13 protein-coding genes are annotated in these 12,681 nt (G+C 60.7%); 3 read left to right on the top strand and 10 right to left on the bottom strand.

Translation table 11 applies throughout. The features are described from left to right. Positions 1 to 148: 148 nt before the first annotated feature. From ACQ4OB_RS23525 to ACQ4OB_RS23490, 8 genes are all read right to left on the bottom strand, one after another. Positions 149 to 1,018, bottom strand: coding sequence for an isocitrate lyase/PEP mutase family protein (locus ACQ4OB_RS23525; protein ID WP_076030559.1), 870 nt, complete (start codon positions 1,016 to 1,018; stop codon positions 149 to 151). A 129-nt stretch (positions 1,019 to 1,147) separates the two neighbouring features. Next, positions 1,148 to 2,185 (bottom strand): arginine N-succinyltransferase, encoded by a 1,038-nt coding sequence (gene astA, locus ACQ4OB_RS23520; protein WP_102615172.1) that lies wholly within the window; start codon positions 2,183 to 2,185, stop codon positions 1,148 to 1,150. A 61-nt stretch (positions 2,186 to 2,246) separates the two neighbouring features. Further along, positions 2,247 to 3,263: an arginine N-succinyltransferase gene (locus ACQ4OB_RS23515; protein ID WP_102615171.1), complete on the bottom strand. Its 1,017-nt coding sequence runs from the start codon at positions 3,261 to 3,263 to the stop codon at positions 2,247 to 2,249. A gap of 119 nt (positions 3,264 to 3,382) precedes the next feature. Next, on the bottom strand, positions 3,383 to 4,732 hold the full coding sequence (locus ACQ4OB_RS23510) for an APC family permease (protein ID WP_430956545.1): 1,350 nt from the start codon (positions 4,730 to 4,732) through the stop codon (positions 3,383 to 3,385). Positions 4,733 to 4,789: 57 nt separating this feature from the next. Continuing rightward, positions 4,790 to 5,542 (bottom strand): N-formylglutamate amidohydrolase, encoded by a 753-nt coding sequence (locus ACQ4OB_RS23505; RefSeq protein WP_430956544.1) that lies wholly within the window; start codon positions 5,540 to 5,542, stop codon positions 4,790 to 4,792. Then, entirely contained in the window at positions 5,526 to 6,857 is a 1,332-nt protein-coding gene (locus ACQ4OB_RS23500) for a glutamine synthetase family protein (protein WP_430956543.1), read from the bottom strand. The genes ACQ4OB_RS23505 and ACQ4OB_RS23500 overlap by 17 nt, the downstream gene beginning before the upstream one ends. Beyond that, a complete protein-coding gene (locus tag ACQ4OB_RS23495; RefSeq protein WP_430956542.1) occupies positions 6,854 to 7,498 on the bottom strand; it encodes an isochorismatase family cysteine hydrolase in 645 nt (214 codons plus the stop codon). Before ACQ4OB_RS23495 ends, ACQ4OB_RS23500 begins: the two co-directional genes overlap by 4 nt. 2 nt (positions 7,499 to 7,500) lie before the next feature. After that, positions 7,501 to 8,355, bottom strand: a complete 855-nt coding sequence (locus ACQ4OB_RS23490; RefSeq protein WP_430956541.1) for a MurR/RpiR family transcriptional regulator — start codon at positions 8,353 to 8,355, stop codon at positions 7,501 to 7,503. A gap of 341 nt (positions 8,356 to 8,696) precedes the next feature. On the opposite strand from ACQ4OB_RS23490, the gene ACQ4OB_RS23485 reads away from it, so the two are divergent. Then, complete coding sequence (locus tag ACQ4OB_RS23485; RefSeq protein WP_076030567.1) at positions 8,697 to 9,269, top strand: histidine phosphatase family protein; 573 nt, start codon at positions 8,697 to 8,699, stop codon at positions 9,267 to 9,269. Continuing rightward, positions 9,269 to 10,024 (top strand): precorrin-6A synthase (deacetylating), encoded by a 756-nt coding sequence (gene cobF, locus ACQ4OB_RS23480; RefSeq protein WP_076030568.1) that lies wholly within the window; start codon positions 9,269 to 9,271, stop codon positions 10,022 to 10,024. Before ACQ4OB_RS23485 ends, cobF begins: the two co-directional genes overlap by 1 nt. Positions 10,025 to 10,148: 124 nt before the next feature. On the opposite strand, the gene ftrA is transcribed toward cobF, so the two are convergent. Then, a complete protein-coding gene (ftrA, locus tag ACQ4OB_RS23475) occupies positions 10,149 to 11,123 on the bottom strand; it encodes a transcriptional regulator FtrA (RefSeq protein ID WP_076030569.1) in 975 nt (324 codons plus the stop codon). A gap of 101 nt (positions 11,124 to 11,224) precedes the next feature. Between ftrA and ACQ4OB_RS23470 the strand changes: the two genes are divergently transcribed. Continuing rightward, complete coding sequence (locus ACQ4OB_RS23470) at positions 11,225 to 11,659, top strand: rhodanese-like domain-containing protein (RefSeq protein WP_430956540.1); 435 nt, start codon at positions 11,225 to 11,227, stop codon at positions 11,657 to 11,659. A 190-nt stretch (positions 11,660 to 11,849) separates the two neighbouring features. Here the strand turns inward: ACQ4OB_RS23470 and ACQ4OB_RS23465 are convergent, their stop codons facing one another. Next, positions 11,850 to 12,494 (bottom strand): type 1 glutamine amidotransferase, encoded by a 645-nt coding sequence (locus tag ACQ4OB_RS23465; RefSeq protein ID WP_430956539.1) that lies wholly within the window; start codon positions 12,492 to 12,494, stop codon positions 11,850 to 11,852. Positions 12,495 to 12,681 lie beyond the last annotated feature (187 nt).

Genomic DNA, 12,681 nt, shown 5'->3' with positions numbered 1-12,681 from the left:
GTTATTAAATATTGGTGTTTGTTTTTAAGTGTGTATTTTGGGGGCGACAGATGACAGCCATTCGGCTCAAGATCTTGCAATCCCGCCGGTGACATTGCGTCTACCGGCCGAATTACAAGTCGCTTCAGGAGCCGAAATCAGAGAGGAATCATTCCTTAACGCTCATAAACTCTTCCGCCCAACGGATGTATTCCTCAGGCTGCGTATAGGTATGAGTCAACTCGGTCGCACTCAGGTCCGATGCCTGCGTAAAGTACTGCCGTTGTTCCCGCAGGCTGTCATACGTGGCCTTGATCGCGGCGAAGTAGGCGCCGTGACCATCGATCGTGACCCGCACGCCGAGTTCGGCCAGGCGTTTGTCGTCGCGCAGCAACGGGTTGCCGTAGGTGACCAGCATCAGCGGAACGCTCAGGTGCTCGGCGATTTGTTCGAGGTGGTCGAAGTCCCGCACGCCCACCATGCAAATGCCGTCCGCACCGGCCTGCTGGTAATGACAGGTACGGCTGATGACTTCCTGCACCGGCAGGATTCCAGCGTTGGTGCGGGCGATGATTGCCATTTCCGAGTCGACCCGGGCTTCCAGTGCCGCACGAATTTTGCCGACGCCTTCCGCCACCCCGATCAGGTCGGTGGACTTGCGGCCGAACTGGGCGGGCAGGAGCGTGTCTTCGATGGTCAGGGCGGCGACACCGGCGCGCTCGAGTTCGACGATGGTGCGCATGACATTGAGCGCATTGCCATAGCCGTGGTCGGCGTCGGCGATCACCGGCAGTTGAGCAACGCGGCCAATGCGAGTGGCCTGCTCGGCGAACTCGCTGAGGGTGATCAAGGCAAAGTCGGGGGCGCCCAGTACCTGTAACGATGCGACCGAACCGCCCAGGATCCCTACCTCAAAACCCAAGTCAGCGGCAATGCGGGCCGACATCGGGTCGAAGACCGAGGCGGTGTGATAGCAGGCGCTGGAAGCGAAAAGCTCGCGAAAGTTACGGCGTAAATCTTGATGAGAAAGCCTGGACATATGAGTTCCACCACTGCAAAGGGCATGGAAGGGCTTGAGCAAAAGTGTCAACGCCGAAGGAACAAAAGGCTATCACGCGGGCGGGGAAAGGATGATGACGATTTTCAGAGGCGGATGGACCTGCGTCGGTCACGCCGCCACTGACTGCTGCTGTTGTTGATTAAGCAGTGGCACGGCGCGCACCGAATTGCCGGGTTGCAGTTGCAGGCGTTTGGCGGTGAGGCGGTCGACGATCAGGCTGTTGCCCACCAGTCTGGCCTGGGCGGCGGTGATGCGGCAGTTTTCCAGGCGACGGTTATGGATCAGCCACACCGGGGCCTGCTCGTCGGGTGTGCCGATGGCCAGCACCAGCGGTTGGCTGTCGCGCACGGTGCGGATATTCGAGACCGGGGCTTCGATCACCGGGCCCGCGTCAAAGATGTCGATGTAACCCTTATGGGCAAAACCTTCGGCGGTGAGGATTTTCAGGGCCGGTTCGGTGTTCGGGTGCGCCTTGCCGATCACGGCCTGGGCCTGTTCGGTGAGCAGGCAGGTGTAAAGCGGTTGGCGTGGCATCAGTTCAGCGATGAACGACTTGCTGCCCAGCCCCGACAAGTGATCGGCGTGGCTGAAATCCATCTTGAAGAAGTGCCGGCCCAGGCTGTCCCAGAATGGCGAACAACCTTGTTCGTCGGCGCTGCCACGCAGTTCGGCAATGAGTTTGTCGCCGAACAGGTGCGGAAACTCGGCCACAAACAACAGCCGCCCCAACGACAACAATCGACCGTTACTGCCCTGGCGTTGATCAGGACGTAGAAACAGCGAGCAAATCTCCGATTGGCCGGTCATTTCATTGTTCAGGAACAACGTCGGAATCTGACGCCGGATACCCAGGTCTGGTGACGAACTGACCGTGAGCCCGACGCGGTAGTTGTACCAGGGCTCGCGCAGGCCTACGGCGCCGACCAGGGCGCTGACACCCACCAATTGCTGGTCGTCGTCTTCGAGCACGAAGAGGTAATCAGCATCGGCGCGTTCGACCTGTTCGGCGAAGGTTCGTTGAGCCCAGCGTACCCGGTGGGACAGGCGTTCCTCGTTGGCCGGGAGGGTGGTGAAGCCGGGGCCGGCCTGGTGTACCAGGTTGAGCAAGGCGGGCAGGTCGGTGACGCGAACCGGGCGGACAATCATGATGCAACTCCTTCTGCACGCCCGCTCGGGCGCTGTCGTTGGGCGCGGGGCCGGGTGATGCTCACAGGGCGATCAGCCGGATCGGGCTGCCTTCGGTCACGTTCAGGGCGGCGCACATTTCGCCGCTCAACCTCACAGGTTGCCCGGCCTGGTAGTCCAGATCGGCGACGATGGCGCGGTAGTCCTTCAGCGAATCGTTGCTCACCAGATAGCTGCCCCGGGCATCGATGGACGCACCCGGTTTCACCGTGCCGGTCTGGCTCTGGGCGATGGAGCGGATGCCGGGAGTGCGCGCATACAACGTCGGACCGCCGTCGAACAGGTCGATGTAGCTGTTGGTCTCGAAGCCTTCGCGCTCGAGGATATCGAAAGCCTCCTGGCCATCGGGGTGGATGCGGCCGATGCAGTCCTGCGCCGCCTGGGGCAGCATCGGCACGTAGATCGGGTATTGCGGCATCAGTTCGGCGAGGAAAGTACGGCTTTCCAGGCCGCAAAGTCGCTCGGCCTCGACGTAGGGCAGGTCGAAAAAGTGCTTGCCCACCGCATCCCAGAACGGCGAGTGCCCGTCATCGCTGCTGAAGCCGACGATCTCGGTGATGACGGCTTCGGAAAAGCGTCGCGCGTGGGCGGCGATGAACAATAGCCGCGCCCGGGACAGCAGTTCAGAGAACCGTGTGCGCACCAGCGCTGCGTCAATATGAAAACCGCGCAGCAAGGTATGGCCGCTGAGGTCGTGGCACAACGACAACGCGGGCACGCCGTGCTCGATGTTCAGCTCCCGCGAGGCGCTGGTGAAATGCCGGTTGCGCAGGCTGTAGAACGGCTCGCTGAAGCCGGCGGTGGCCAGGATCTCCGAGCAGCCCACCAAGCGCTCTCGGGTCAGATCTTCCAACACGAAGAAATAGTTCTCCGGGCCGTGACTCTCAACGTCTTTTTCAAACGAGGCGCAGGAGTCGAGAATCTTCTCGCGCAGGCATTCGGTGTCGTCCGGCAAGGACGTAACGCCTACCAGACTGTCGCGCGCCAGTTGCTGCAACTGGGGCAGGTCGGTTAACTCGACTGGACGTAAGACCAGCATGGATGCACTCCTGTATCAAAGGGTTCGGTGGTTGGCACCGAACCTGACTATCACTGTCGGTTTCCACGCATTCAATCGGCGGTCGCCTGAATTTTTGTCAGACGCCGCTCTTTTTCTTGTCAGCCGTTGGTTGGGTCGGGCAGTGCTGCACGGCTGCCCAGCTTGTTGAGTACAAACAGGTAGACCAGGCCCAGGGCAATCCAGATCAGGCCGAGTTTCTGCGCATCGACGCCCATGTTGTACATGATCGCCGCGACGATGATGAAGCCGATCACCGGGCAGATCAGGTGACGGATGACCTGGCCGGATTTCTGCCGGCGCCAGTAGTAGTTGATGACCGTCAGGTGCAGCAACATGAAACCGCTCAGTGCGCCGAAATTCACCAGCGAGGTAAGGGTGTCCACTGAGTTGATGAACAGGTAGCAGATCAGCAGCGACAGCACGGCCACCAGGTAGATGCTCACGTACGGCGTGTTGTGTTTGGGATGAATCTTGGCCAGAACCTTTGGCAACTTGCCGTCCCGGGCCATGCCGAACAGCAGACGAGACACTGCCGCTTGGGAGGTGATTGCCACCGCAACGCCCCAGGCCAGTGCGGTCGCCACGGCGGTCAGGGTAGCCAGCCAGCTGCCGGCCGCGAGTTCAGCGATTTCATAAAAAGCCGTGTCAGCCGTTTTGAAACCCATGCCGGCCGCCAGATCGGTCGCAATCCAGGTCTGCACAACGAAGATCACGCCCATGACCACCAGCGTGATCAACGCGGCCTTGCCGACGCTGCGGCCCGGGTCACCCTTGATCTCTTCGGCGAGGGTGGAAATCGCATCGAAACCGAGGAACGACAGCACCGCAATCGACACCGCTTGCATCAGCAGGGCGAAGTTGAATGTCTCGGGGTTGTACAACGGCGCCAGTGTCAGCTGACCGTTACCGCCGCCACTGTGCAGTGCGTTCCAGGCGTAGAACAGGAAGATCCCCAGCACCACCAGTTGCGCCAGCAGGAAGATGATGTTCATTCGCGCGGTGAAGGTGATGCCGCGCAAGTTAACGAAGGTCGCGCTGACCAGGAAGGCCAGGATGAAACCGACCTTCGGAATGTCCGGGTACAAATGGTTCAGGGCCATGGCCGCGTACACATACAGCAGCGGCGGAATCAGCAGGTAATCGAGGAGCATCAGCCAGCCGGCGATAAACCCTGCGTGCGGGTTCAGGCCCCGTTGCGCGTAGGAATAAACCGAACCGGCAATCGGAAAGGCCCGGGCCATGCTGCCGTAACTCAGGGCCGTGAAGAGCATCGCCACCATGCCGATGATGTAGGCCAGCGGTACCAGCCCTGGCGCCTCGGCGTTGACGTAGCCATACACACCGAACGGTGCGATGGGGATCATGAAGATCATCCCGTACACCACCAGGTCGGTCAGCGACAGGCTGCGTTTTAACTCTTGCTTGTAGCCGAATTCTTCTATTTCCATGAAGCCTTTCTCCTTGGGATGAAAGCAGCTGCAAGCTGCGAGTTTGAAGCGATTGCTTTACAACAGTGGCGCCAGGTATTCGGTAAAACGACGGACATTTTCAGGCGTGCGCAGCAGGTCGTTGCGCACCTCGATCAACACCGATTCCAGCCCTCGTGCATCGCCATGGACCGGCACGGTCATGTCGCCCAGCGGGTTGATTTTGTACGGTTCATTACCGGCAACCTTCAATGGATGCCGGCGCAGGCCATCGATCAAACGCTGGGCATATTCCACGCCCTTGCCAAACAACACGCCGACTTCCAGCGCACGAGGCTGGTCGTGATAGACCGGTGTGAAACTGTGAATTCCCACCACCCGCACCGTTCGTCCTTGAGCGACACGCTCGTCGATCAAGTCAGTCAGACGCGAATGAAACGGCTCGAACAAAGATTGCCGACGATACTCGCGGGTGGCTTCATCCAGGTCCCGGTTGCCCGGCACCTGATAGATTTCGCTCTGTGCCGGAATGCTGTCCGGGGCTTGCAGCGGTCGGTTGAGGTCCACCAGCAGCCGTGAATAATTGGCCGCCAACAAGGTTGCGCCCAACGCTCGGGCCAAACCCTCGGCCAGCGCCAGGGCGCCGATGTCCCAGGCGATGTGCTCGCGGGCCGCCTCGTGACTCAAGCCCAGGTCATTCAACCCGGCCGGAATAAAACGGCTGGCGTGCTCGCACACCAGAATCAACGGGTGATCGGAGTCTTCCCGACTCAGGGTGTACGCGGGCCCGGTGTAAAGACCGAACTCAGCAGATTCAGTACAGGCGCGCATAGTGCTCACAGCGTTCGGCGGGCGACAGCTGTTCCGTCAGGGTCAGTTCCTCGGTTTTCAGGGCGAAGTAGGTGTCCAGCAACGCGCTCGGCAAGGCCTCGATCAGCGCCTCGCTATTGCGCAGGCAATCCAGGGCCTGGGCAAGGGACGCGGGCAGGGCGACGATGCCGCGTGCCTGGCGTTGTTCTTCGTTCAGGGAGTCGGGGACTTCATCGGTGATTGCGTTCAAGGCCAGGCGTTGCTCGATGCCCAGCCGGCCGGCAATCAGTAGCGCAGCCATGGCCAGGTGCGGTGAGGACGTGGCGTCCATGGCGCGAAATTCCAGGTTGTATTGTGACGCCACCGATTTGCTGCCCAGGCTTGTCGTCGGGCAGATTCGCAGCGCTGCTTCGCGGTTGCGTTGCCCGAGGCACGCGTAGGATGCGCTCCAGTGATGGGGCTGCAAACGTTCGTAAGATACCGGCGTTGGCGCGGTAAACGCACAGAGTGCGGGCAGGTAATGCAGGATGCCGGCGGCCCAGTGCTGGCCGAGAGTCGACAAGCCATTGGTGGTGCCGGCGTCGTACATCACTGGTTGGCCCGCCAGGTCCAACAGGCTGATGTGCAGGTGCACACCGTTGCACACCGCATGCTCCGAGGTCTTGGGCGCGAAGCTCAACGCCAGGCCCATTTGCCGGGCGATCTCGCGAGTGATTTCACGCACGTTCACCGCGCGATCGGCAGCGGCCACCCCACGGGTCGGGCGACAGGTGATTTCGTATTGATGCTTGCCGTACTCGGGCAGGAACATTTCCGGCTCGACGCCACCGGCCCGCAGGGCGCCGAGCAGCCAACCGCCAAACTCGGCCCCCTGACGCTGGGCTTGCAGGGAAAACGCCAGGTGTTCAACGTCGCCGGTGTTCAAGTTGAATTCATGCTCGAACGCCGCATTGATTTGCAAACCCAACTCGGCGCGATAACGCTCCACCTCGTTGCGCAACAACGTACGCGGGCAGGCCCCCCACGGGCGACCATCGGTTTCGCAAATGTCGCTGTGCATGAAATCCAGTGCCGGGGCATTGGCATCCGGGCCGTTGTCGACCGTCACTCGACTGAGCAGGTCGGGCATCAGCCGCAAATCACCATAAGCGCCCCACGGGTTGGTGTAGGCGATGATGTCTTGCGGGGTCAGCGCACTGTTGGCCGGCACCCAGCCACACCCCATCTTTAGATAGCGCTCGAGTTCGTCCGTGGGAAAGGAGCGTCCACGCGTCACGCCGATCAGGTCGGTGGTGACGAGAGTGGTCATGGGCAGTGGCAGCAGACGCTCGCTCATGCCTGCATCTCCTGCAACCGGCCAAGCACGGTCTGGGTGTCGGTGATCCAGCAGTAACCCCTGATTGCATTCAGGCAGGCCTGATGCCGCGCGGGCGTATAAGTCGCGCAGGCATCTTCCACCAGCGTCACCAGATAACCGCGGTCGGCGGCATCGCGCACGGCCATGTCCACGCACTGGTCGGTGACGATGCCGGCGATGATCAGGTGCTGCGTCCCGAGGTTGCGCAGCACGTAGTCGATGTTGGTGGAGTTGAAGACCCCGGACGAGGTCTTGGGCAGCACGATTTCGTTTTCTGCCGGGGTCAGGTCGTCGATGATCCGTGCTGGCGGGCTGCCCTTGGGCAAGTGCATGTCCGAGAGCTTGTGGTCCAGCGAGCGGTCGCGGCCATCGGCGGTGAGGCTTTCGATGATCGTGTGCAGCACGTTTTGCCGGGCGCTGCGAAAAGCGCTGAGCAGCCGGCGTTGATTGGGCACCACTTGCATGTGGGTGCGGGTCAGGAAGTATTCGGCATCCGGCCCGTTGAGGTGCGGGTCGAACTGCGGCTCAAGCCAGGCGCGTTGCATGTCCACCAGTAACAGCGCGGTGTGATCGGTGACGAATGGCAAATCCCGAGGTGAGTGGTGGGGGAGCTTGAACATCCTTATTTTTCCTCCAGCAGGTGGGTGTCGAAGTCGGTCCGCAGGGCGTCGATGCCTTCCAGGCGATCGGCCAAGTTCGGACTGCGCAGGGTCAGGCAGGCGATCAGCGCCTCGACCTGGGCCAGCGCCGGAACCAGGGTGTCGAAGGCCGACACCGATTCCACTGGCGCACTGATGATCAGGTCGGCCATTTCCCGCAACGGTGAAGCATAGATGTCAGTGAACAACACCACGCGTGCATAGCGACTTTTCGCCGCATTGGCCACGCGCAGGGCCTGTGATTGATAGCGGCGATAGTCGAACACCAGCACCACGTCCTGGCGCTGCACGTCGAACAAACGGTCGGGCAGTTGCGCGTTGTCTTCCAGGGCGAAACAACCTGGGCGCAGCAAGCGCAAGTGATTGAGTAAATAACTGGCGAGGAAACTGCTGAAGCGCCCGCCGAAGCAATGCACCTGATGGCGGGCGTCGAGCAGCCATTCCAGTAGAATCCGCACATCTTCGGGTTGGGTCAGCGCATGGGTGTCCACCAGCGCTCGATGGCTGTGCGCCAGATATTGGCTCCAGGCGTCGCCTTTCTGAAGATGAGCACGGGGTTGCAACAGCGTGCTGGGAGAACGGAGGCGGTGGTCCATGTCGCTGAGCAGGGCATCCTGGAAATCGGCATAACCGCTGAAACCCAGTTTTTTGACCAGTCGCACGATGGTGGGATCGCTGACACCGGCATGTTCGGCCAAACGTGACATCGGGCCCAGTCCGTTACGCGGGTACTGGTCCAGCAACGCACGGATCACTTTGCGTTCCGACGGCGTAAGGTCCAGGCCGGGATCGGTGATCAGGTCTCTGAGAGAAGGCATCCGGGCTCCTGCTGGATGGATATGTCGGTTTCATTTCATAAATTGCTAAAACAGTATTTATGTAGCGGACTCAACATGTCTAGTGAATTTTTCAATGGATTTTTAACGCCAAAAAAAAGGGCAAAAACCCCGTGGGCCCTGGGCTACATGGAAGTCGACAGAGCTTGTAGGCCATCGCCCATAGTGGTGTCGGATATCGCTGATTTTTTCAGGCGGGTGTGGGTTGGAACCTGTGTTTGCCCGATCAAACGAAACGCCCTGGATCGCGCTTCTTGCGGCACAATTGGCCAATTGTTTGCGGCGTTTTGCCGTTTTCCATTCCATCGACAGAGTAATCCTTCGTGCAGGCAACCCGTTTGACTTTGATGTGCCACGCTCGAACCGTCGCACAAAAATTGGCGCGTTTTCCTACGAACGAGCCGATAGAAATGGATTGGCAATCGGCAAGGGGATCGCGTCGTGCTCAGTTCAAGGGGACGCCGCGACTGGTGTGTGGACCTGAACTGCGAACCCGGCAAACCGCCGAGCTGTTCGGCAGCGCCGTGGAAATTGTCGAGGCATTGAGGGATTGCGATTTCGGGCGCTGGCAGGGCGTGCGGATCGACGATCTGCAAAAAAACGCCGCCGAAGCGCTGCAGATCTGGCTCGATGATCCGCATGCCGCGCCCCACGGTGGCGAGTCGGTGATGCAACTCGCAGAGCGAGTAGCCGCGTGGCTGAAAACACTGGAGGCTACACCGGGACACATCGTTGCCATCACCCATCCATTTGTGATTCGCGCCGCGCTGACGCAAGTGCTGCAAAGCGCAGCGTTCAACCTGATCGATGTTGAACCGCTGTCGGCCATCGAGTTGCGGTTCAACGGCCGTTGGCGTTTACGCTTGTTGGGCACTGAGCCGGAAGGAGCCTATTGATGAAAAAACTTCTGGTCATCGGCATCGGCGCCGGCAACCCCGACTACATCACGATGCAAGCCGTGAAAGCGCTGAACCTCGTCGACGTGTTTTTCCTTATGGACAAGGGGCAGAGCAAGGACAAGCTGATCGACCTGCGCCGCGAGATCTGCGAGCGCTACATCACCGATCGCGACTACCGCTTCGTCGAAGCCCACAGCCCGGAGCGCGAACGCGGTGATGTGGACTACAAGGCCAGCGTGGAAGATCTCAATCTGGCTAAACAGCGGACGTTCGAACGGTTGATCAGCGAGGAAATGACTGACGAGCAGTGCGCCGGTTTTCTGGTGTGGGGCGATCCGGCGTTGTACGACAGCACCATCCGGATCTTGCAGGCGATTCTGGCCTCGGGCCGGTGTGTCTTCGAATTTGAAGTGATCCCCGGCATCACCAGTGTCCAGGCGCTGGCGGCGCAGCATAAGGTGCCGCTGAACCGCATTGGCCGCTCGATTGAAATCACCACTGGCCGGCGTCTGGCGGCGGGGCAGGTGAGCGATGCCGACAGCCTGGTGGTGATGCTCGATGCAGAAGATTCCTACCATCGGGTGGCGGATCAGGAGACAGAGATTTATTGGGGGGCTTACTTGGGCACGCCGGATGAGATTTTGATCAGCGGCAAGCTCAAGGATGTGGCGGATGAGATAGAGCGAGTGCGCAAGGCGGCCCGGTTGGAGAATGGGTGGATTATGGATACCTATCTGTTGCGCAAGCCTTGAGAAAGTTGGTGTCTGGGCTGGCCTCATCGCGAGCAGGCTCACTCCCACATTAGACCGCGTCCGTCCAGACAACTCGGTCAACTGTGGGAGCGAGCCTGCTCGCGATGAGGCCCTAAAAAACACCTCAAAAAATCGCCTTTGACTCCCGCCCAAACCGCTCCCGATACACCGACGGCGGCACGCCTACCACGCTGCGAAACGCCACCCGAAAACTCTCCACCGAGCGATAACCGCAGCGCTGGGCAATCTGGTCGGTGTTCTGGCTCGTGCTTTCAAGCAGCTCGCGAGCCCGGCCCAGGCGCTCATGCTGCAACCAGGCCTTGGGCGGCATGCCGGTGGCTTCAGTGAAGCGGCGCAGAAACGTCCGTTCACTCATCGCCGCTTCACTCGCCAGCTCGCGCACCTCCAGCGGTTCATGCAAACGCTCGCGTGCCCACTGCATGACGCGCGACAAATCGCTACGCGGCGTAGGACTGACCGGTGTCGGAATGAACTGCGCCTGGCCGCCGGTGCGTTGCGGCGACATCACCAGCCGCCGCGCCACCGAGTTGGCCACTTGCGTACCGAAGTCCCGCGCCACCAAATGCAGGCAGGCATCGATGCCGGCAGCGCTGCCGGCCGAGGTGATCAGTTGACCTGAATCGACATAGAGCACGTCCGGGTCCACCAGAATGTTCGGAAACCGCTCGGCCAATTCAGCGGTGTAGCGCCAGTGCGTAGTGGCGCCGTGACCGTCGAGCAAACCGGTGGCCGCCAGCACGAACACACCCGAGCAGATCGACAGCAGCCGCGCACCCCGCGCATGGGCTTGGCGCAGGGCCGCGATCAATGCCTCAGGCACCGGGGCGCTGCGGTCACGCCAGCCGGGAATGATGATGGTCCGGGCATCTTCGAGCAGCTCCATGCCGCCATCGGCCAGCACTTGTATTCCGCCCATGGCGCGCATCGGCCCCTGATCGACGGCGGCGATCCGGTGCTCGTACCAAGGGAAGTCGAACTCCGGACGGGCCAGGCCGAAGATCTCCACGGCGATGCCGAACTCGAATGTGCAGAGGCCGTCGTAGGCCAGAATCGCGACCAATCCAGGGGTGGGCTGCATTTGGCGGAAAGTTCCCGGTGGGTGTCTTGTGCGCCACTGTAGCCGCAAGCGTCGGGCGGATAAAGTCTTCTCACACCCACCGAGACTTTGGAGTACAGCCCATGACCAGCCTGGTCCGCGAGATTCCCGCCGCCCCATCAGCCGTCGCCCTGATGCATTTCAGCAATCGCCTGACATTCGAAACCGATTGTTCCGACGTCCACGGCAGCCAACAGGCCGGCGAAGTGGATTTTGTCCTGATAGACGTGCGCGGCCCGCTCGCGTTCGAGCGTGGCCATGTGCCGGGAGCGATCAATATTCCGGGGCGACTGCTGAACGCTGCAAGCCTGGCGGCCTACCCGAAAACCAGCCTGTTCGTGGTGTATTGCGCCGGGCCCCACTGCAACGGTGCCAACAAGGCTGCGGTGAAACTGGCGGCGCTGGGGTACCCGGTCAAGGAAATGATCGGCGGGGTGACCGGGTGGCTGGATGAAGGGTTTGAGTTGAGCGTGAAGGCGCAACAGTCAGTGAATGCCGTGATCGGCTGTGAATGCTAACTACCACACACCGCTGATCAACTGTGGCGAGGGGGCTTGTCGGAACGCCGCATCGCCCCGTTCGGTTGCGTAGCAGCCGCAAAACCTGCAACGCGGTGTTTCTGAAAGAATCGGTTGGCAGGTTTTGGGGTCGCTACGCGACCCAACGGGGGCAAGCCCCCTCGCCACAAAGGCTTACTCATCCACAGATTTAGCGTGTGGCTGACGAAGCCGACCACCACCCATCAAGCGTCGCCTGCAACCACTCGAACACGGTTGCATAGGCGGCGCTGTCCTGTTGACCCCAAGGTAGCGGTGACTCGTCGCCAAAGTGTTCATTGAGCGTTGCCACCGATTCAGCCGTCCATTCCGGATGAAACTGCAAACCCACCCGCGTCGGCCCGACGCAAAACATCTGCTGCTCGCACTGATCACTGCTGACCAGCAACTGCGCGTTTGGCGGCAGGTCGATGGCGTCTTCGTGCCATTCGAGCACTTGTAACGTCTGGCCATCGACAAAGGTCACGGGCGTCCAACCGGTCTCCCATCGATTCATCCGCCGCACATTCCCGCCCAGACTCAGCGCCAGTAACTGCGCCCCCAGACAAATCGCAAACACCGCCGCGCCTTGGTCCAGGCTGCCCGCCAACCACTGGCGTTCAGCTTCCAGCCAGGCCGGCCCGGCGTTGGACTCATAAGGCCCGCCCAGTAGAATCACCGGCGCTGCATCCACTGGCGGCAATTGGCCGAGGTCGGCGCGAAACACGTTCAAGGTCAAACCTCGGGACGTGGCCCACGTGGCAATGGCGCCGGGTCCTTCGGCAGGGTGGTGCTGGATCAGGTTCAACGTGGGCATAAGGGCTCTCTTGTAGTTTTTACTTGTAGGTTTTGTCTGAAAAAAGGACTTGTCCTACAGTCTTTGCACCGGCTTGGCGCACGCTTCAAGGGACTCGTATCCCTCGGCTGCTTTTCTATAAGTATTTGTCGCTTAAACACAATTGACCCTCCTGAAGCCGCTCTAGACTGCCGGCCACTTCGGTGCT

Source organism: Pseudomonas sp. ES4 (assembly GCF_050586665.1).
Classification (GTDB): domain Bacteria; phylum Pseudomonadota; class Gammaproteobacteria; order Pseudomonadales; family Pseudomonadaceae; genus Aquipseudomonas; species Aquipseudomonas frederiksbergensis.
The sequence above is the reverse complement of the archived record's forward strand: the minus strand, read 5'-3'. Positions and strand labels throughout refer to the sequence as shown.

Excerpts from the sequence above, each read along its gene's own strand:
- ACQ4OB_RS23490 (WP_430956541.1), bottom strand. The coding sequence starts at position 8,355 with ATGCCTTCTCTCAGAGACCTGATCACCGATCCCGGCCTGGACCTTACG.
- ftrA (WP_076030569.1), bottom strand. The coding sequence starts at position 11,123 with ATGCAGCCCACCCCTGGATTGGTCGCGATTCTGGCCTACGACGGCCTC.
- ACQ4OB_RS23495 (WP_430956542.1), bottom strand. The coding sequence starts at position 7,498 with ATGTTCAAGCTCCCCCACCACTCACCTCGGGATTTGCCATTCGTCACC.
- ACQ4OB_RS23465 (WP_430956539.1), bottom strand. The coding sequence starts at position 12,494 with ATGCCCACGTTGAACCTGATCCAGCACCACCCTGCCGAAGGACCCGGC.
- astA (WP_102615172.1), bottom strand. The coding sequence starts at position 2,185 with ATGATTGTCCGCCCGGTTCGCGTCACCGACCTGCCCGCCTTGCTCAAC.
- cobF (WP_076030568.1), top strand. The coding sequence starts at position 9,269 with ATGAAAAAACTTCTGGTCATCGGCATCGGCGCCGGCAACCCCGACTAC.
- ACQ4OB_RS23525 (WP_076030559.1), bottom strand. The coding sequence starts at position 1,018 with ATGTCCAGGCTTTCTCATCAAGATTTACGCCGTAACTTTCGCGAGCTT.
- ACQ4OB_RS23500 (WP_430956543.1), bottom strand. The coding sequence starts at position 6,857 with ATGAGCGAGCGTCTGCTGCCACTGCCCATGACCACTCTCGTCACCACC.
- ACQ4OB_RS23505 (WP_430956544.1), bottom strand. The coding sequence starts at position 5,542 with ATGCGCGCCTGTACTGAATCTGCTGAGTTCGGTCTTTACACCGGGCCC.
- ACQ4OB_RS23515 (WP_102615171.1), bottom strand. The coding sequence starts at position 3,263 with ATGCTGGTCTTACGTCCAGTCGAGTTAACCGACCTGCCCCAGTTGCAG.
- ACQ4OB_RS23510 (WP_430956545.1), bottom strand. The coding sequence starts at position 4,732 with ATGGAAATAGAAGAATTCGGCTACAAGCAAGAGTTAAAACGCAGCCTG.
- ACQ4OB_RS23470 (WP_430956540.1), top strand. The coding sequence starts at position 11,225 with ATGACCAGCCTGGTCCGCGAGATTCCCGCCGCCCCATCAGCCGTCGCC.